We start from the raw sequence: 20,205 nt of genomic DNA on the forward strand, positions 1-20,205 counted from the left end.
CATCATTGTAACAATATTCCGCAAAACCGTATCAAGATTTCCCATACCGGCAGCAGCAGAATTAGCATATGCAGGGGTTAACACTGCAAACATTGATAAAAGTAGCGCAAAAGCGATATAATAAATATGCTTAGATATAATGTTTGGCATTTAATCTCCTCTTCAGAAAGAATATTGATTACAAACTGACATCATATTGCCTCTAAGTTTAGAAATTTCTACTGTCTTAGATTCACAGCTTAACTCTTAATGAATAGTCTTCATTCTGTTAAAAAATTTTGATATTAAATTTTCTTCCCTCTCAAAATACCTAAGAAATAGGATATTTTTCATTCTATTATTTAATATAGACAATTTTAAGTTATGCTTTTTTATCAAAACGATAATATCAAGAGTGCAAGATAATGTTTTTCTTTGCAAAATGTGTTTAATTTGCAACAAATGCTGTTGAGATGCTTTCTTTAAGATCTAGGAAAAAAGCAGAGATGCATAAAAAATTATAGGATATAGAAACAATAAGGATTGAGCAAATGCGATTTAAATTAATTATTATTGTCTACATTATCTGTTCTGTATTATGAAATATTGATCACAATAAAGATAAAATTGCTTTAAACATTTTTCAGATATTAAAGAGCAAAAGTATAATTGATATCAATTTGGAACACAATTAGCAAAAAGATCATTTAAATTATAAGCATTGGCTTATGTAATAAATTCGATGTTTGGTATTATTGGTTGCAGTTTGAAAAATATGTACATCAAGAAACTAAGGTGATTTATTTTCATCGTTACAGATTGAAGTAATACAGAATTCAAAATATTGAGACCTAGAAAAATAATGTGAGTATAAAAAATTTAGTGTTTTTCTCTTAGAGAGCTATCTTGTACTCTTTATTGACTGCATGTATTTCTTCATGTAACATAAATCGTCAAGAATAAATCTTGGTATTTTTGACTGTTTAATGGGTTTTTGGTAATGACTAGTCTCATACAACTTGAAGAAATTATTGAAAGAGCTTTTAATAATAGAGATTCTATCAATTCTGCTACAAAAGGCGAAATTCGTGAGAGTGTTGAGCACATATTGAATCTTCTCGATAAAGGTGAGATTCGTGTAGCTCAACGTCAAGATAATGGTCAATGGCGCGTTCATCAATGGTTAAAAAAGGCTGTTCTTTTGTCCTTTCGACTTCATTCTATGTGTATCATTGCTGGTGGTGCAAATGAATCATATTGGTGGGATAAAATACCTTCAAAATTCTCTGGTTGGCGAGAAGTTGATTTTAAAAAAGCCAATTTTCGTTCAGTTCCAGGAGCAATTGTACGTCATTCCGCTTATATTGCTCCTCATGTGATATTAATGCCTTCTTTTGTTAATGTTGGTGCCTATGTTGGAGAAGGGACGATGGTTGATACATGGGCATCTGTTGGTTCATGCGCACAAATTGGTCAGTATGTTCATTTGTCTGGTGGTGTAGGTATTGGAGGTGTTTTAGAACCGCTACAGGAAGGTCCAACAATTATTGAAGATCATTGTTTTATTGGTGCACGCTCTGAAATTGTTGAGGGCTGTATTATTCGTGAAGGTGCTGTTTTAGGCATGGGAGTTTTTATTGGAAAGTCCACTAAAATTATTGATCGTACAACAGGTGAAGTTTTTCTCGGTGAAGTTCCTGCTTACTCAGTTGTTGTTCCAGGTTCGTGCTGTGGGAAACCACTGCCAAATGGTGAAATGGGTCCAAATCTTTATTGTGCTGTTATTGTTAAGCGCGTTGATAAAAAAACACGAGAAAAAACATCAATTAATGATTTATTGCGTGATTAAAAGCATTTCCTAAAAATTATTCATTGATAATAAAATTGAAAAAAGAAAAAAACAGAGTTATTTACTCATCTTAAGTGCTTCAATAAAAGCCGATTGAGGAATTTCTACTTTCCCAAATTGGCGCATCCGTTTTTTACCTGCTTTTTGCTTTTCAAGCAGTTTACGTTTACGGGTAATATCACCACCATAACACTTCGCTGTGACGTCTTTTCGTAAAGCACGAATTGTCTCACGAGCAATAATTTTACCACCAATTGCTGCTTGAATTGGGATCTGAAACATGTGTTGAGGAATAAGATCTTTAAGTTTTTCACACATAGAACGGCCACGTTTTTCGGCTATGCTACGGTGCACAAGCATTGATAATGCGTCAATAGATTCTCCATTGACCAAAATGGACATTTTAACCAAATCGCCTTCAGAATAATCAGTTACTTGATAATCAAAAGAAGCATATCCTTTTGAGATGGACTTTAAACGATCATAAAAATCAAAAATTACTTCATTCAAAGGTAAATCATAGGTCACCATAGACCGTGTACCAACATAGGATAAACCCGTTTGTAACCCACGCCGTTCTTGACAAAGTTCTAAAATAGCTCCGAGATAATTATCAGGCGTCATAATCGTTGCCCGAATCCATGGTTCTTCAATAGAAATAACTTTAACAATATCAGGCATATCCGCTGGATTATGTAATTCCTTAACAGAACCGTCATTCATATTCATGCGATAAATAACAGAAGGTGCAGTTGCAATTAAATCTAAATTAAATTCGCGTTCTAGCCGTTCTTGAATAATTTCAAGATGTAAAAGACCTAAGAAGCCACAACGAAAGCCGAAACCTAAAGCAGCTGATGTTTCCATCTCAAAAGAAAAGCTTGCGTCATTTAAACGTAATTTACCCATAGCTGTACGTAAATTTTCAAAATCGGCTGCATCAACTGGAAAAATACCACAAAAAACAACGGGTTGAGCAGGCTTAAAACCAGGCAATACGTCTTCACAAGGGCGGCGATCTTCAGTAATAGTATCCCCTACTCGTGTGTCAGCAACCTCTTTTATAGAGGCTGTTATAAAGCCAATCTCCCCTGGGCCTAATTCATCAACTGAGATCATTTTGGGAGTGAACACTCCAACTCGTTCAACAGGATATTTTGCTCCTGTCCCCATCATACGAATGGTCTGACCTTTTTTTAAAACACCATCAATCACTCGGACCAGAACGATAACACCGAGATAAGCATCGTACCAACTGTCAACCAGCATCACCTTTAAAGGATCTGTAGTATTGCCAGTATGTGGAGGTGGCAATTGTGTAATAATTTCTTCCAAAACATCAGAAATACCTAAACCCGTTTTCGCTGATATTTCTACAGCCCTAGACGTATCAATACCGATTACATCTTCAATTTGCTCTTTCACACGCTCTGGTTCTGCAGCTGGAAGGTCTATTTTATTAAGCACTACAACTAATTCATGAGAATTATCAATAGCTTGGTAAACATTCGCTAATGTTTGTGCTTCTACTCCTTGACTTGCATCCACTACTAAGAGTGATCCTTCACAAGCTGCCAATGAGCGCGATACTTCGTAAGCAAAATCAACATGGCCAGGTGTATCAATAAGATTTAAGATATAAGTTTCACCATTTTTTGCTTTATAGTTTAGACGTACTGTTTGAGCTTTAATAGTGATTCCGCGTTCGCGCTCAATATCCATAGAATCGAGCACTTGCTCTTTCATTTCCCTTGTTTCAAGACCGCCTGTCATTTGAATTAAACGATCAGCCAAAGTCGACTTTCCGTGGTCGATATGAGCTACAATGGAGAAATTACGAATATAATTGCGATCTATTGTCATACAAGGCGATTTAGCAAAGAATAATACAAAACGCAAAGACCAATTACAGACTTTCAAAAACCTTTTAAAAAGATCAATAAAAATGTGACTGGAGAAAAATGTTAGTTTTTAAAAGTGTGAATTTTCTTTCTATTGTAATATAGTGGTTTCTCAATTCGATACTTGATCTTCATTGATGACAATCTCTAAATTTTTTTATAAAGTTCTTGGCTATTATTAATAGCTCGTGAAAACAATTTTAATAAAGCAGTTAATAGTCAACTTTCATCAGATAAAGTCCTGAGGGAGGAGCTACGACACCACAGCGGGCCCGATTTCTCGCGTGAAGAGCTGCTTCGAGATCTTCAGCTGTCCAACGTCCAATACCAACTTCCATCAAGCTTCCTGCAAATGAACGAATTTGATGATGAAGAAAAGAACGAGCCTGTGCATAAAGGAAAATTTCATCTCCTTCTCTTTGAATGTCTAAGCGTTCAAGGGTACGGACAGGACTTTTTGCTTGGCAATAAGCTGATCGGAAAGTGGTAAAATCATGCTGCCCTACAAGTTTTTGAGCTGCTTTATGCATAGCATCGGCATCTAGTGGTTTTGGTAACCACCAAACACGTTTAGTATTGAGAGCTGGTGGTGAGCGGCGATTGAGAATTTTAAAAAGATAGTGGCGTTTAGTCGCACAAAATCGCGCGTCAAAGTTATCAGGAACATTCTGAACATTGAGAACAGCAATATCTTCGCCTTGTTTCTGCAAATGAGCATTGAGAGCATCACGTACAGTATTCGTATTCCAATTTTTCTCAAAATCAATGTGAGCAACTTGTCCCATAGCGTGGACTCCAGCATCGGTTCTTCCAGCTGTAGTGATAGTTAGTTTTTGTCCGCTAAAGTGAAAAATAGCGTTTTCAATGGAACCTTGTATAGTACGAAGATTCTTCTGGCGTTGCCAGCCAGCATAATTGGAGCCATCATATTCAAGAGTGAGTTTAAAGCGTACCATATTAGAAAACTGCAGAAATATTAGCTCCTCGCAAAAATGTTGCGCGATCAAGAAGTTTTCCACCGGATCTTTGTAGATGAGTTATTTCTATACATCCTTGTCCACAGTGAATAATCAATTGCTCTGGTTCTATTTTTCCAATTTCGATAGATCTTTTCTCTATTAAGCGACTTCCGAGAATTTTCACTCGTTCTTGTTTTCCATTGATATTCATGTTGCACCAACAACCAGGAGTGGGAGAAAGAGCGCAGATGTGTTTATGAATGAATTTGGCAGACTGCGTCCAATCAATTTGAGTTTCTTCTTTTTTGATTTTAACAGCATAGGTTACTCCTTTTGATGATTGTGGAGTAAGTTTCAGTTGATTTTTTTCGAGAGCTGATAAAGTGTCTATGATAAGTTTTGCTCCTATATGTGATAGTTTCTCTGAAAGTTCATAAGCTGTCATATTATCAGTGATAGCAATTGAATGCGATAAAGCAATAGGTCCTGTGTCTAATCCTTCATCCATTTTCATAATCATCATTCCTGTTTCCTGGTCGTTAGCCATAATTGCACGTTGAATAGGTGCAGCGCCACGCCAGCGGGGTAATAGGGAAGCGTGAGCATTAAAACAACCAAAGCGTGGTGCTTCAAGAATGGGTTTGGGCAATAATAATCCATAAGCGACAACAACAGCAACATCAACAGAAAGTTCTGCAAATTTGATTTGTTCTTCAGTTGTTTTGAGAGTTTGGGGCGTAAAAACAGGAATCGATTTCTCCTGTGCTGCAATTTGAACAGGAGAAGGAAATAATTTGAGACCACGCCGTCCTGCTGGACGAGGAGGTTGACTATAAACTGCTACAATATCATGACCAGCTTCTAATAAAGCATGGAGAATGGGTACAGAAAAATTCGGTGTTCCCATAAAGCTTAATCGTAATGCCATTATAAAGCTGCTTTCGATGTATTTTGCATTTTTGCACGTTTTTTGAATTTTCGTATTACCATATCACGTTTGGTTTTTGAAATGTGGTCAATAAAAAGACACCCATTTAAATGATCAATTTCGTGTTGTAAGCAAGTAGCTAAAAGATCATTTGCTTCAATTTCTACTTGTTTTCCTTCACGATCTCTATAGCACATGCGGAGGCATTTGGGACGTTCAACTTCTGCAAAATAGTCAGGAATAGAAAGGCAACCTTCTTTATAAACGCTCCGTTCATCTGATACCCATAAAATTTCTGGATTAATAATAACAAGCGGATTTTTAGGAGCATCTTTTGAGTGGATATCTACAACTAACATCCGTAATGGTACACCAACTTGAACAGCTGCAAGTCCGATACCTTGGGCGTTATACATAGTTTCTAGCATATCATCAGCTAATTTTTGAATAATTGGATCAATACGCTCAACTAGCTTTGAAACTTCACGTAAAATAGGATCAGGTAAAATAACTAAAGACTTTATTGACATAATAAATAGTTTTACAAATCGATGTTTAATTTATTAAAAGTAAGTATTGAAATTGAATAAGCGCATGTATTTTTTTGCGATAAAACCACTATATTATTCTTATGTTTGATTCGCTTTTTTTAATAATGCCCTTTGGTAAGCACTATAGTCAACTGGTCGTTTTCTTTGTTCTAGTTTGTGGAGTGCTTTTAATTATCATACATAATAACCGGAAAAGAACCATTTGGGAACGTGACGTGGCTGAACGTGCTCGTGAGGCGCAAACACAGATGGCTGCACTGTTGCGAACACAAGTTGAAATGCAAGGGCGTATGCAAACAATGGCAGAGATTTTTAGTCAAAGGCAGTTTGAATTGAATCAATCGATTTGTGAACAACTTAATGGAATGAGAACTAATTTAGGGCAGACTCTTCAGGTGCAAACTAAGTCTACTTATGAGAACTTGACTCGTTTACAAGAACGTTTGGCAGTGATAGATGCAGCACAGAATAATATTCAATCGCTTACTGGACAGGTTGTTCAATTACAAGCTATTTTAAATAATAAGCAAACACGAGGTGCTTTTGGACAGGGACGGATGGAGGCAATTATTTCTGATGCTTTACCATCTAGTGCTTACGTTTTTCAAACTACTCTTTCAAATGGAAAACGACCAGATTGTCTTATTTATATGCCTAATAAGGCACCAGCTCTTGTTATTGATGCTAAATTTCCTTTGGAGGCTTGGAATGCAATGCGTGAGGCATCATCATCTCAAGAACGTCAGGAAGCTGAACGCCAATTTCGTAATGATATGGATGTTCATATTCGCGATATTACGAAAAAATATTTAATTCCTGGGGAAACACATGATACAGCCTTTCTTTTTGTGCCATCAGAATCGATTTTTGCCACAATCTATGAGGATTTTGAGTCATTAGTGCAAAAGGCTAATCGAGCACATGTGATTATTGTATCGCCTTCTTTATTAATGTTATCTGTTCAAGTTGTACAAACTATTATGAAAGATGCAAGGATGCGTGAACAAGCGCATTTAATCCAGTCAGAAGTAGTAAGATTAATGGAAGATTTTGAACGAATGAATATACGTGTTCGCTCTTTACAGAAACATTTTTATAAAACGAGTGAAGATATTGAAGCAATTTTAACATCATCCTCTAAAATTATGAAGCGAGCTAATCGCATTGAAGCTTTTGAATTAAAAGAAAATGATTCTATATCAAAATCAACAGCAGTACATTCTCAGTCACAAACCCTACACTTAGATGATAAGGAATAAAAGAAAGGTATCAAAATATCATATTGATTTTTTTTATTTGTAAATTTAATTAAAGTTTTTAATAATGTTTCATTTAGTTTTTAGGATTAAGGAAAACAGTTGATAGGGCGCTTTTTTTTATTAGGCGGGTGTTTGTTTCTGTTGGGAAGTTGTTCTATAAAACCTCCTGTACAGATTAACAACGCTTGCGCTATTTTAGCTCAAAAAGATAGTTTTTTTAATAATTGGAGAAAAGCCGCTAAAAATGCGGAGTTACTTCATGGAATTCCTATGCCTATTATTCTTGCAACTATTCGTATAGAATCAAATTTTCGGCATAATGCACGTCCTCCACGTAAAAAACTTCTCGGTTTTATTCCATGGAAGCGCCCTTCAACCGCTTACGGTTATGCTCAAGCGCTTGATGAAACATGGGATCATTATGTTCGTTCTACAGGAAAAGTTTTTGCGTGGCGTACTAATTTCGCGGATACAGCAGATTTTATTGCTTGGTATCATCGTCAAAGTGTTCGACGTAATAACATTAGCCCAAATGATGCCTATAATCTCTATTTAAATTATCATATGGGACATGGTGCTTATGCACGTTACAGGGGTCCTTCATCTGCTAATATTGCAAAAAAAGCAAAATATGTGGAATCACTTTCTAGACTTTATAATCAGCAATTAAAAGCATGTGGACGGCGCTAAAAGCACTATGAGATTTTTTTATCATACCTATTGTAGTGATTGCTGAGAATATGGATATAAATCGTCTCTAATCCCTATTTTTAAGTTTTAGAATAATATTTCTTTTGCTGTGTTTACTTCTATTATAGAGCAATTTTTATCGAATTCTGGTTTGTTATTGAGAAATAATCCAGAATTTTAAAACGAGTCTATTGAAGCGTTACAATTTGTAGTTCATGCTCATTAGCACCTGCAAGAGCTATGGAACGCTCATCGGATAAAATAATTGGGTGACCCGTTTCTCCGAAGAGAGCCCATATCGTAATGCCTGGAATCATTGGTGGAAGATCTGGAAAATTTTTGGCTAGATCATCTGTACAAACTTCTTTTAAGTAAGCAATTTGTCGCGCATCAGGAAAGATCGTATTTTGTAACGGTAAAATTTGTTTACGCTCTTTCATTGTATTGATCCTTTATGCATTACCTTCTATTACTTTGATTGCTACTGGTTTTGATTTTAATTATGATTATAAAGATTAATAGATAAAAGACAATTTTTCAACTCAGCATTTGTAATATGTATTATTCCTAGTAAGAAAAGATACATTGAAATTGGATTGACCAAATTATAAAATAAATACTGATATTTTTAGTTTTTTTGTGCTTCACTAAATAATCAGTTGAGTGCTTTTATTAAGATCACTGATCTTAAATTTAATAACAGATAAAAGACATGTATATAATTTTATAATTATTTTAACGAAAACAATTAACTTTACAGATATATTGTCATGTTTTTTGATTATCTACAATTTAAAAAAGTAAATACGATAGATATATATCGTTGTGGTAATTTTATAAGGCAGCCATTGAGCAAAATGAAACAAAAACGTTGGAAAAGAAGATCTAATAGAGTGTAATGACTGAAAAAGTGATCAAATCATTAGAGGTATACAAAAATACTAAGACAATTTATGGAGAGGATGAAATTGCAGAAATATTTCGTCGTTTTTCTGTTCAGCGTCCTACACCTAGGAGTGATCTTAATTATACCAATGTTTTCACTCTTTTGGTTGCGGTTGTTCTGTCTGCTCAAACTACGGATGCGAGTGTTAACAAAGTTACAAAAAAATTGTTTTGCTTTGCTGATCGACCAGAAAAAATGATTACATTAGGAAAAGAAGGAATTGCACAGCATATTCGTTCGATTGGTCTTTGGCGTGCAAAAGCGCATAATGTTTATGCACTTTGTTGTCGTTTGATTGATCAATATGGTGGACAAGTTCCTGATAATCGTGAAGCACTTATGACACTCCCTGGTGTAGGACGTAAAACTGCGAATGTTGTTTTGAACATTGCTTTTGGACAGCCTACTATGGCAGTGGATACGCATATTTTGCGTCTTGGAAATCGTCTTGGTTTAGCATCAGGAAAAACATCGGAAGAGGTCGAAGAAAAATTAGTAAAAATTATTCCAGATTGTTATCTACAGTATGCGCATCATTGGCTCATTTTACATGGACGTTATATTTGCAAGGCGCGTAAAGTAGAATGTGTACAGTGCATCATTGCAGATCTCTGCAAAGCGGCGATTAAAACGAATGCGGTTCCAGCACCTTTAGTTGAAGTTAAAGGCAATGGAGCTCCAGTTTTTTTTTAACACGGACTTGCTATTTTATGTATACTGGCTTATGAAAATGCAATCAGAACTGCCCGGCAGGGCATGCCGTGGCTGTTCAAATGTTTACTCGAGCTTTGATCAGCTTGATCGAATTTAAACGTATAACGTATGGAGTAACGAAATGCCCAAAATGAAAACAAAATCATCTGCTAAAAAGCGATTTAAAGTTACTGCAACAGGCAAAGTTAAAGCAGCTGCTGCAGGTAAACGGCATGGTATGATTAAACGTTCTAATAAGTTTATTCGTGATGCACGTGGAATGATGGTATTGGCTGAACCAGATGCTAAAAAAGTTATTCAGTGTTATTTACCAAATGGCCTTTAAGCCTTGCTTTGATTTTGTAGGAGATTATTTATGGCACGTGTAAAAAGAGGTGTTGTAGCTCACGCTAAGCACAAGAAGGTTCTCAAACAGGCTAAAGGTTTTTATGGTCGTCGTAAAAACACCATTCGTGCAGCTAAAGCAGCAGTTGACCGTTCAAAGCAATATGCTTATCGTGATCGTAAAAACAGAAAACGTACTTTTCGTGCTTTGTGGATTCAAAGAATCAATGCTGCTGTTCGTGTAGAGGGCTTGACTTATGGGCGTTTTATTGATGGTTTAACAAAGGCTGGTATTGAGATAGATCGTAAGATTCTCTCTGATATAGCTATTTATGATCCAACAGTATTTATTGCTTTGGTAGATTCTGCAAAGAAAGCTTTAGAGTATTTAAAAGACACAACGCCCAATGCTTTTGAAAGCGCTGTCAAGTAGCCAGCTGCGTTCTCTTTAGGCATTCATTTATTCGAGATTCCGCGCTGGTTATTACTGGTGCGGTTTTTTTATTGAAAAAATAGGCAGAAATTATGAACGATAACGATATTGAGCATTTGGAACAAAAAATTTGTTGTGCTTTAGAAGCAGCGAATGATGAACAAACACTTGAAGCAGTGCGTATTGGAGCTTTAGGGAAGAAGGGGAGCATTTCTGAAAAATTAAAGACATTAGGCAATATGAGTGCTGATGAGCGGCATAAACTAGGCCCGGCACTTAATGGATTAAAAAAACGCGTGTTAGAATTATGGATGCAAAAGCGTGATGCTCTCAAAAATCAAGCAATGGCTATACGTCTTTCTAATGAAACCGTTGATGTCACTTTACCTGTTCGTTCATCACCTATAGAGCGGGGCCGTATTCATCCTATTTCACAGGTGATTGATGAAATTGTAACCATTTATACGGATCTGGGTTTCTCTATTGCAGAAGGGCCAGATATTGAAACGGATTATTATAATTTTACTGCGTTAAATTTTCCTGAAGGTCATCCCGCACGTGAGATGCATGATACCTTCTTTTTTGATGTTGATGAAATGGGAAATCGAAAATTGTTGCGTACACATACATCACCGGTGCAAATTCGTGTGATGGAAAAAAAACAGACACCGATACGTATTATTATTCCTGGAAAAACATATCGTATGGATTCTGATGCAACTCATTCACCAATGTTTCACCAGGTAGAAGGATTAGTGATTGATAAAGTTTCTAATATTGCACATATGATGTGGCTTCATGAAACTTTTTGTAAATCCTTTTTTGAAGTACCTGCGGTAAAGATGCGTTTTCGCCCTTCTTTCTTTCCTTTTACTGAGCCTTCTATGGAAGTGGACATTCAATGTGATCGTTCTGGTTTGGAAGTAAAATTTGGCGAAGGTCGTGATTGGTTAGAAATTTTAGGATGTGGAATGGTGCATCCTCATGTTTTGGGGAATGCTGGTTTTGATCCGGATGAATATCAAGGCTTTGCATGGGGAATGGGTATTGATCGTATTGCTATGTTAAAATATGGTATGCCTGATTTACGAGCTTTTTTTGATGCTGATGTTCGTTGGTTAAATCATTATGGTTTTCGCTGTTTTGACATCTCTCTTTTATTTTCTGGTTTAAATAGTGTGTGATCTTATAGCCGTTGTCGTGTGAGGTTTGAAAATGAAGTTTACATTATCTTGGTTGAAAGATCACTTAGAGACAAGTGCGTCTTTGGATGAAATTTGCGATAAACTGGTAGCAATTGGCCTTGAGGTTGATCATATTGAAGATCGTTCTTCTTTAGCCGGTTTTGTAATTGCAAAAGTTTTAACTGCTATTAAACATCCTGATGCCGATAAATTACAGGTTTTATCAGTAGATATAGGGTCTGATTCGCCTATCCAAGTTGTATGTGGTGCGTCAAATGCACGTCCTGGACTTGTTGGTGTTCTTGCGTTGCCAGGCACTTATGTTCCTGGACTTGATGTGACATTATCTGTAGGGAAAATTCGTGGTGTTGAAAGTTTTGGTATGATGTGCTCACAAGCAGAGCTTGGTTTATTCGATGAGGATTGTGGGATTATTGAACTTTCGAAAGATGCACCTATTGGGATGTCATTTGTAACTTATGCAGGATTAGATGACCCAGTGATTGATATTGGTTTAACACCTAATCGCTCTGATTGTACAGGTGTTAGAGGAATTGCGCGTGATTTGGCTGCAACTGGAATTGGAAGATTAAAAAAATTATCTTTACCACAACTGTCTTCGTTTTTTGAAACATCAGTTCAAGTATCTTTGAATTATCCGCAGGACTTATCATTATGCTCAGGTTTTTCTTGGTGTGAGATTCGCAATGTACAAAATGGCAGGTCGCCGCAATGGATGCAACAGCGTTTGAATGCTATTGGTTTGCGATCAATAAATGCCTTGATTGATATAACAAATTATATCAGTTTTGATTTCGGTCGTCCCCTTCATGTTTTTGATGCGGATAAGCTTAAGGGGAAATTGAGCGTCCGTCTTGGTCGTGAGGGTGAACAATTTCAAGCATTAAATGGTAAAGTTTACAATTTAGGTCTTGAAAATTGTGTTATTGCGGATGAAGAGGGTGTTATTGCCATTGCCGGTATTATGGGTGGTGAAAGAACTGGTTGTGATGACAAAACACGTCGTGTCATTATTGAATCAGCGCTTTGGGATTCAAAGAATATTGCACGCACAGGTCGTTCATTAGGACTTATTAGTGATGCGCGTTACCGATTTGAACGGGGTGTTGACCCGGCTTTTATGGAATCGGGTCTTGAGATTGCTGCGGAATTAGTTTTGCGTTTTTGTGGTGGTGAAGCATCAACAACACAAGTCATTGGGTATAAAAAGCCAGAAATTAAAAAGATAGTTTTTCCATTTTCTGAAATTAAGCGTTTAACCAATTTAGAGATAGAACCAGAGCAAGCTTTTACTCTTTTGACACAACTTGGATTTGGCCTTGAAGGAAAAGGGGATGTGGTTACGGTTACAGTACCAACCTGGCGTCTTGATATTGTTGGTAAGGCTGATTTAGTAGAAGAAATCATGCGAATTTATGGATTAGATAAGATACAGCCTATACCGTTGGAAAGTTTAGCTGAAGTTAAGCAGAAAACGTTTACATTTTTGCAGATTTGTTCACATACTGCTCGTCGGATTTTAGCGTATCGAGGTATGATGGAAGCCATAACATGGTCATTTATTTCTGAAAATCAGGCATTAGCTTTTGGGGGCGGTCAGGCACAGCTTAAATTAGTGAATCCTATTGCTTTTGATATGTCTGTAATGCGTCCTTCTCTTTTACCTGGCTTACTTGTTGCTGCACAGCGAAATATTGATCGTGGTTTTTCAGATTTTGCTTTGTTTGAAGTTTCCAACATTTATGAAGGTGATACACCCGATAAGCAACGGAATGTTGCTAGTGGTATTCGTTGTGGTACGGAAAAGTTTGAAGGAGGTGGACGCTTTTGGACTGGAAATGCAAAGGCAGTGGATGTTTTTGATGCTAAAGCGGATGCATTTGCTGTTTTAGAAGCATGTGGTATGGATAGCAATAAAGTGCAAATTGAAATTGGAGCACCTCATTGGTATCACCCTGGTTGTTCGGGTGTTATCAAACTTGGACCAAAGGTTATTCTTGGTTTTTTTGGTATTTTTCATCCTACTACTCTGGAAAAGTTAGGTGTAAGTGGTCCTATATGCGGTTTTGAAATTTTCCTTGATCGAATTCCAGAGCCCAAAAAAAAGGTTACTAAAATTCGTCCTTCTTTAAGTTTATCACCTTTTCAAAGGGTACGACGTGATTTCGCATTTGTTGTTGATAAAGAAGTTGCAGCCTCTCTTATTATTCGTGCTGTGAGTGGAGCGGATAAAAAACTTATTCATTCAGTACAGGTTTTTGATCTTTTTGAAGATCCAAGTCTTGGTCATGATAAAAAATCTGTTGCAATTGAAGTGACTATTCAGCCTATGGAACGGACTTTAACTGATGAAGATCTTGAAAGATTGACTTTAAAAATAATTGAGAATGTCGCGAAAACAACAGGCGCATATTTGCGTCATTAATTATTATATTGTGCAGACATAGTTTTGTTTTCTTGGATATGAAACAATTCACTATTCTCTTTTTTAAAATAGCTAGAAAAGACATTATTTTTAAAATTATTGCAAAGTTAGAAATTAACTGTTATTTGTATATGATAATGCAAATCATTAGCAATAGAAAGAAAATCAATGCAACTGAAAGCTTTTTTTATCGCATGTTTTTGGGGTGTAATTCTTTTAACCCCCAGTACAGTTTTGAGCGCTGGTAAATTTAAAGCTGTTACAACTTTTACTATTATTGCCGATATGGCTCGTAATGTTGCAGGTGATGTTGCTGATGTTGAGTCAATTACCAAACCAGGTGCTGAAATTCATGAATATCAACCTACGCCACGCGATCTTATGCGAGCTCAAGGAGCTAACCTTATCTTATGGAATGGTTTAGAATTAGAACTTTGGTTTGAGAAATTTTTTCAAAATATCAAGGATGTTCCAAGTGTAGTTGTTTCAGAAGGTATTGCGACTATCAAAATTGGAGATGGGCCTTTTAGCGGTAAACCCAATCCTCATGCGTGGATGTCACCAATCTCTGCCTTGATTTATGTTGATAATATTCGTGATGCTTTTATAAAATATGATCCTAAGCATGCTGCTATTTATAATAAGAATGCTGAAGTTTATAAACAAAAAATTCGCTTGAGCATTGACCCAATTAAAGCTGAGTTGCAAACAATACCAGAAGATAAGCGTTGGCTTGTAACAAGTGAAGGTGCGTTTAGTTATTTGGCTCGTGATTTTGGTTTGAAAGAACTCTATTTATGGCCTATTAATGCTGATCAGCAAGGGACACCGCAGCAAATTAAGCGTGTCATTGACACAGTTCGGAAATATAATATTTCGGTTGTTTTTTCTGAAAGCACTGTTTCTGCTGCGCCTGCCAAACAGGTGGCAAGGGAAACAGGGGCTAAGTATGGGGGTGTTCTTTATGTTGATTCACTGAGTAGTAAGGATGGTGAGGTTCCTACTTATATTGATTTATTACGTGTTACGAGTGCACGTATTACTAAGGCTTTGTCAGATGAGGTAAGAAGCCGATGACTGAATCTGGAATATCTGTCCAAGATGTATCTGTGACTTATCGTAACGGGCATACAGCTTTGCGAGAAGTGAGTTTTGAAAGTCCTATGGGTTCTATTTCTGCATTGATTGGGGTTAATGGATCAGGGAAGTCTACATTATTTAAAGCTATTATGGGATTTGTAAAACCTTCAAAGGGGAAGATTTGCATTTTAGGTTTGTCAGTTAAAAAGGCTTTGAAACAAAATCTTATTGCATATGTTCCCCAAAGTGAGGATATTGATTGGGACTTTCCTGTTCTCGTTGAAGATGTTGTTCTGATGGGACGATATGGTCATATGAATTTTTTTCGCTATGCTCGAAAACAAGATCATGAAGCTGTTCGTATTGCGTTAGAACGTGTCGATATGTTGCCATTTGCTAAACGTCAGATTGGTGAGCTGTCTGGTGGACAAAAGAAACGCGTTTTTTTGGCACGTGCTCTTGCGCAACAAGCAAAAGCGATTTTACTCGATGAACCCTTTACAGGAGTTGATATCAAAACAGAGGATAAAATTATCACTTTGTTACAAGATTTGCGTAAAGAAGGTGCTGTTATATTAGTCTCGACTCACAATTTAGATTCCGTTACTGAATTTTGTGATCGAACGATTTTAATCAAGGGAACGGTTGTCGCTTCTGGAATAACAGAAGTGGTTTTTACACAAAAAAATCTTGAAAAATTTTTTGGTGGTTCTCTGCGTCATCATTATGCTGGTTCCCAAAATGCACAAAAAAATGATATTGCCACAGATGATAAGTCTTTATTTCATGATTGCAATCAAAAGCTGGAGCATATTTTATGATTCCTTGGTTGCTTGAACCTTTTGCCTATCAATATATGATTAATGCAATGTGGGTTTCAGGGTTAGTTGGCTGTGTTTGTGCCTTTCTTTCTGCTTTTTTAATGTTAAAAGGTTGGTCATTGATTGGTGATGCGCTTTCCCATTCGATTGTTCCTGGAGTTGCTGGCGCTTATCTTTTGGGACTCCCTTTTTCATTTGGAGCTTTTTTTTCTGGTGGGCTTGCTGCTGCGGCAATGTTATTTTTAAATTATCGAACAAAGCTAAAAGAAGATACAATTATTGGTTTAATTTTTTCTTCCTTTTTTGCATTTGGATTGTTCCTGAAATCATTAAGACCAATGTCTGTTAATATTGATACAATTGTTCTTGGAAATGTTTTAGCAGTTAGTTCATCAGATATTATGCAGTTAGCTTGTATTGGGTTCTTTTCTCTTTTTATATTGTGTATGAAATGGAAAGACTTGTTGGTTTTTTTATTTGATGAGAGTCATGCGCGCGCTATTGGACTAAATGTTACGCTATTAAAAATTCTCTTTTTTACACTTCTTGCTGCTTGTACTGTTGCGGCTATGCAAACAGTAGGAGCTTTTTTAGTGATTTGTCTTGTAATTACACCGGGGGCAACGGCTTATTTTTTAAGTGATCGTTTTGTAAATCTTTTGATCATTGCAGTTATGATTGGAACCTTTACAAGTATCTTGGGTGTTTATATGAGTTATTTTTTGAATGCGCAAACTGGTGGTGTTGTTGTACTTTTTCAAACGTTTTTATTTATAGTCGCCTTTATTTTTGCTCCTAAACACGGTTACATTGCTGCACGCTTACGTGTGAGAGCAGCAAAAAGGTGTGGTGACATATGATTGATCAATTGCTACTTCCTTTTCAGTTCTCTTTTATGATTAAAGGGATGATGATTACCATTATTTTGGCTATTCCAATGGCTCTACTTTCTTGTTTCCTTATTTTAAAGGGATGGGCTCTTTTAGGAGATGCAATTTCTCACGCAGTCTTTCCTGGAGTAGTTGTTGGATATATGGCAACGCCATGGGCTATGACATTTTTGTCTTCTATGCCGTTTCTTTGGTTTCATGATGTACGTCCTGCTAATGTCACAATGACTTTGATTGCTTGTGGTGCTTTTTTAGCAGGTATGATTTGTGCCATTGTAACAGGTTTCTTAGGGAATAACAGTCGGATTAAACAGGACACTGTTATGGGCGTTGTGTTTTCATCCATGTTTGGTTTAGGGCTTGTTTTAACAACAGCAATATATAGCGATTTAGATTTAAATCATATTTTATTTGGTAATCTTTTAGGTGTTAATTGGCTTGATATTACGCAAACAACAATAATTTCTGTTATTGTTACGATGGTTTTAGGTATAAAATGGCGTGATTTTATGTTGTACGTTTTTGATTCAGTTCAAGGACGTGCAATAGGGTTATCAATATCGGTGCTTCATTATACTTTTTTAACAATGATTTCTCTGACAATTGTTTCTGCGTTGCAGGCGGTTGGAATTATTTTAGTTATTTCTTTATTAATTGCACCAGGTGCTATTGCTTATCTCCTTACTAAGCATTTTTTTTCTATGCTTTTAATTGCTGTATTTATTGCAGTTTGTTCCAGTTTTCTAGGAATTTATCTCAGCTTATTTATTGGTTCTGATTCTGCTGCTACAATTGTATTGATTTTAACAATTATTTTTATTGTTATTTTTATATCCACTTCCTTTCGTCAGAGTACAGTTCAAAAAATTTAAATGTAATGGAAATTACGCATAGCAGCTATGCATTTTTGTATGTTGTTTCTAGCATATGTTTTCACTAAATAAAGGAGAGCTAGGTCATTTTCCTCCTAATGTCTAGTGGATGAATGCAGTATTACTCCTCCCAACGCTGCATTCGTAATTACAAGGCTGCATTGATTTATCATGCAGCCTTTTTTTGGGAATTCTCTAAAAGAGTTAATTTTTATTGTTTGAAAACTTTAAAATTATTATCATATTGTATAGATTGTTCTTTAGTTTTGGAAAACAATTATTCCTGAGAGTGCATTAGGTTAATGTATTATTTAGAGAGATGATGATCTATTAAATTTCGTAATAACAATATTTTGCATAATAGTATCTGAGTAAGAAAAAACAGCTATAAATAATGAAGAAAGATTTTAAGATATCTCGCCCTCTCCGTATTTGCTATTCTATATTAGGATGGGCAATGATTGTATTAGGTTTTATCGGTATCGTTTTACCTATTATGCCTACAGTACCCTTTTTATTAGTCGCTTCATGGTGTTTTGCTCGTTCATCGCCACGTTTTCATCATTGGTTGTGTAATCACAGAATTTTTGGTTCTCCTATTAAACAATGGGAGGAAAAGAAAGCTATTCCGCCATCTATCAAGATTTTTGCAGTGATAAGTATGCTAGGGGGTTTTTTATCGTTTTTGGTGATAATCCATCCAGCTTTATGGCTTATTTTATTGGTTGCAGTTATTTTATTGATGATAGCTCTTTATATTATAACGCGTCCATCTTCTTAAATATGGTCGAAATGGAAAATTTTACTAAAAGAAGTATTTTTACTTTGATTTATTTTATAAAAGTTTAGCATTTATAAATACCGAAACGGTATTTCACTTTATAAGATTTTTCAAAATATTATAAGACTGCTGCATGCATTAAAGAGAATTGTTGTATCTTGGTATTAGGAAGCGCGATTGCAACGAGGCAAGATTGGATTATAATCTTATTTTATATTTAAAAAGGAATATTTTGTCGGTTAAATTTATTGTTCAGAAGTTATTTTTATACAAATTAATTAATGGTTAAATTTTTATAGGTTTAGCAGTGCGTTGTTCATTCCCAAAAAAATTTAAGTAACGCTGTATTTCTTGTGGATCACCAATAGCTTTTTCAGGATTATCTGAAAGTTTTACAGCTGGTCGGCCATTTGCATGGGTGACTTTACAGACAAGAGAGATGGCTTCAAGATTTGGAACATTTTTAGGTGCACAATTTTCAAAATCATTAGTGAGATTAGTTCCCCATCCAAAATACATACGGACTTTGCCATGAAAGTGGTGATAAGTTTTCTCAATGGTATCTATATCTAGAGCATCGGAAAAAATTAATAATTTTTCACGTGGGTTTTTTCCTTTTTCTTGCCACCATTTGATGATTCGCTCACCTCCTTCGATCGGGGGAGCGCTGTCGGGCCTGAAGCCTGTCCAGTCTGCTACCCATTCCGGAGCATTTCGTAAAAAAGCTTCTGTGCCAAAAGCATCAGGCAATACAATTAAAAGATTACCACCATAATAACGATTCCAATCTTGTAAGACTTTATAAGATGCTTTACGTAAATCATCGTCATTGTTGGTAAGAGCAGAAATAACCATTGGTAATTCATGGGCATTTGTACCAAGAGCTTCTACATCTGTATCCATGGCGAGAAGGACATTAGAAGTGCCTGTAAAAGAATTACCAATTCCTTCTTTTAAAGCTTCAACACACCAGCGTTGCCATAAAAAGGAGTGTCGACGTCTTGTACCAAAGTCAGATATTTTAATGTCAGGCAGTTTTTTAAGTCGTTCAATTTTGCTCCACATTTTTGTTTTGGCACGAGCATAAAGTACATCAAGTGCAAAAAGACCAAGATCTTTCATAGCAGCACGTGAACGTAATTCGCTAATGATAGCGAGAGCAGGAATTTCCCACATAGAACTGTAAGCCCATGGTCCATCAAAACGAAGAATATATTGACCATCTTTGCGGGTTAGTTCATATTCTGGAAGCTGAAATTTTTCAAGCCACTGTAGAAAATCTGGTTCAAAAATTCGTTTACGTCCATAAAATGTATTACCGGCAAGCCAGATCATTTCTTTCTTAGTAAAGCGCAAGCTAAGGGCATGATCAAGTTGAGCGCGCAATTCACTTTCATCAATATCATTGGCAAGACGAATTGTTTTTGTGCGGTTTATGAGAGAAAAAGTAGCATTAACATCTGGATACAATCCCCAGATCATCTGCACCATAAGAAGTTTATAAAAATCTGTATCAAGAAGAGAACGGATGATTGGATCAAGTTTCCACGTATGGTTATGGACACGTCTAGCAATATCTGTACAATTCATGAATTTTG

19 protein-coding genes are annotated in these 20,205 nt (G+C 36.1%); 13 read left to right on the forward strand and 6 right to left on the reverse strand.

Annotated elements, in window-relative coordinates; translation table 11 throughout:
* Positions 1-979: 979 nt before the first annotated feature.
* A complete protein-coding gene (gene dapD, locus O99_RS00010) occupies positions 980-1,828 on the forward strand; it encodes a 2,3,4,5-tetrahydropyridine-2,6-dicarboxylate N-succinyltransferase (protein WP_035005468.1) in 849 nt (282 codons plus the stop codon).
* A 57-nt stretch (positions 1,829-1,885) separates the two neighbouring features.
* Here the strand turns inward: dapD and lepA are convergent, their stop codons facing one another.
* The 4 genes from lepA to def form a co-directional block, all read right to left on the reverse strand.
* Positions 1,886-3,691 carry a translation elongation factor 4 gene (gene lepA / locus O99_RS00015; protein WP_035006626.1) on the reverse strand — a complete coding sequence of 602 codons (1,806 nt, stop codon included), beginning with the start codon at positions 3,689-3,691 and terminating at the stop codon, positions 1,886-1,888.
* A gap of 250 nt (positions 3,692-3,941) precedes the next feature.
* Positions 3,942-4,685 carry a tRNA pseudouridine(38-40) synthase TruA gene (gene truA / locus O99_RS00020; protein ID WP_035005470.1) on the reverse strand — a complete coding sequence of 248 codons (744 nt, stop codon included), beginning with the start codon at positions 4,683-4,685 and terminating at the stop codon, positions 3,942-3,944.
* Position 4,686: 1 nt separating this feature from the next.
* The gene (fmt, locus tag O99_RS00025) at positions 4,687-5,616 is read right to left on the reverse strand and encodes a methionyl-tRNA formyltransferase (protein WP_035005472.1); all 930 of its coding nucleotides are present in this window, start codon (positions 5,614-5,616) and stop codon (positions 4,687-4,689) included.
* On the reverse strand, positions 5,616-6,146 hold the full coding sequence (gene def, locus O99_RS00030; RefSeq protein ID WP_035005473.1) for a peptide deformylase: 531 nt from the start codon (positions 6,144-6,146) through the stop codon (positions 5,616-5,618). The genes fmt and def overlap by 1 nt, the downstream gene beginning before the upstream one ends.
* A 101-nt stretch (positions 6,147-6,247) precedes the next feature.
* Here def and O99_RS00035 point away from each other — a divergent pair, with 101 nt between their 5' ends.
* Both O99_RS00035 and O99_RS00040 read left to right on the forward strand, forming a co-directional pair.
* Positions 6,248-7,426: a DNA recombination protein RmuC gene (locus O99_RS00035; protein WP_035005474.1), complete on the forward strand. Its 1,179-nt coding sequence runs from the start codon at positions 6,248-6,250 to the stop codon at positions 7,424-7,426.
* A gap of 102 nt (positions 7,427-7,528) precedes the next feature.
* Positions 7,529-8,116 (forward strand): transglycosylase SLT domain-containing protein, encoded by a 588-nt coding sequence (locus O99_RS00040; protein ID WP_035006628.1) that lies wholly within the window; start codon positions 7,529-7,531, stop codon positions 8,114-8,116.
* 188 nt (positions 8,117-8,304) lie between these two features.
* On the opposite strand, the gene O99_RS00045 is transcribed toward O99_RS00040, so the two are convergent.
* A complete protein-coding gene (locus O99_RS00045; protein ID WP_035005475.1) occupies positions 8,305-8,556 on the reverse strand; it encodes a BQ00720 family protein in 252 nt (83 codons plus the stop codon).
* A gap of 458 nt (positions 8,557-9,014) precedes the next feature.
* Here O99_RS00045 and nth point away from each other — a divergent pair, with 458 nt between their 5' ends.
* From nth to O99_RS00095, 10 genes are all read left to right on the forward strand, one after another.
* Positions 9,015-9,755 (forward strand): endonuclease III, encoded by a 741-nt coding sequence (gene nth / locus O99_RS00050; protein ID WP_035005476.1) that lies wholly within the window; start codon positions 9,015-9,017, stop codon positions 9,753-9,755.
* 142 nt (positions 9,756-9,897) lie between these two features.
* Entirely contained in the window at positions 9,898-10,101 is a 204-nt protein-coding gene (gene rpmI / locus O99_RS00055) for a 50S ribosomal protein L35 (RefSeq protein WP_035005477.1), read from the forward strand.
* A 30-nt stretch (positions 10,102-10,131) separates the two neighbouring features.
* On the forward strand, positions 10,132-10,533 hold the full coding sequence (gene rplT, locus O99_RS00060) for a 50S ribosomal protein L20 (RefSeq protein WP_035005479.1): 402 nt from the start codon (positions 10,132-10,134) through the stop codon (positions 10,531-10,533).
* Positions 10,534-10,625: 92 nt separating this feature from the next.
* Positions 10,626-11,717 (forward strand): phenylalanine--tRNA ligase subunit alpha, encoded by a 1,092-nt coding sequence (gene pheS, locus O99_RS00065; RefSeq protein ID WP_035005481.1) that lies wholly within the window; start codon positions 10,626-10,628, stop codon positions 11,715-11,717.
* Positions 11,718-11,748: 31 nt separating this feature from the next.
* Entirely contained in the window at positions 11,749-14,163 is a 2,415-nt protein-coding gene (gene pheT, locus O99_RS00070; protein WP_035005482.1) for a phenylalanine--tRNA ligase subunit beta, read from the forward strand.
* A 168-nt stretch (positions 14,164-14,331) separates the two neighbouring features.
* Entirely contained in the window at positions 14,332-15,240 is a 909-nt protein-coding gene (locus O99_RS00075; protein ID WP_035005484.1) for a metal ABC transporter substrate-binding protein, read from the forward strand.
* Entirely contained in the window at positions 15,237-16,064 is an 828-nt protein-coding gene (locus O99_RS00080) for a manganese/iron ABC transporter ATP-binding protein (protein ID WP_035005486.1), read from the forward strand. The genes O99_RS00075 and O99_RS00080 overlap by 4 nt, the downstream gene beginning before the upstream one ends.
* Positions 16,061-16,924 carry a metal ABC transporter permease gene (locus O99_RS00085; protein ID WP_035005488.1) on the forward strand — a complete coding sequence of 288 codons (864 nt, stop codon included), beginning with the start codon at positions 16,061-16,063 and terminating at the stop codon, positions 16,922-16,924. Before O99_RS00080 ends, O99_RS00085 begins: the two co-directional genes overlap by 4 nt.
* Entirely contained in the window at positions 16,921-17,826 is a 906-nt protein-coding gene (locus O99_RS00090) for a metal ABC transporter permease (protein WP_035005494.1), read from the forward strand. Before O99_RS00085 ends, O99_RS00090 begins: the two co-directional genes overlap by 4 nt.
* A gap of 394 nt (positions 17,827-18,220) precedes the next feature.
* Positions 18,221-18,607 (forward strand): YbaN family protein, encoded by a 387-nt coding sequence (locus tag O99_RS00095; RefSeq protein ID WP_035005496.1) that lies wholly within the window; start codon positions 18,221-18,223, stop codon positions 18,605-18,607.
* A 285-nt stretch (positions 18,608-18,892) separates the two neighbouring features.
* Here O99_RS00095 and pncB read toward each other — a convergent pair whose 3' ends face one another.
* A complete protein-coding gene (gene pncB / locus O99_RS00100) occupies positions 18,893-20,197 on the reverse strand; it encodes a nicotinate phosphoribosyltransferase (RefSeq protein WP_035005498.1) in 1,305 nt (434 codons plus the stop codon).
* Between the last annotated feature and the right edge of the window lie 8 nt (positions 20,198-20,205).

This window comes from Bartonella rochalimae ATCC BAA-1498, assembly GCF_000706645.1.
GTDB lineage: Bacteria > Pseudomonadota > Alphaproteobacteria > Rhizobiales > Rhizobiaceae > Bartonella > Bartonella rochalimae.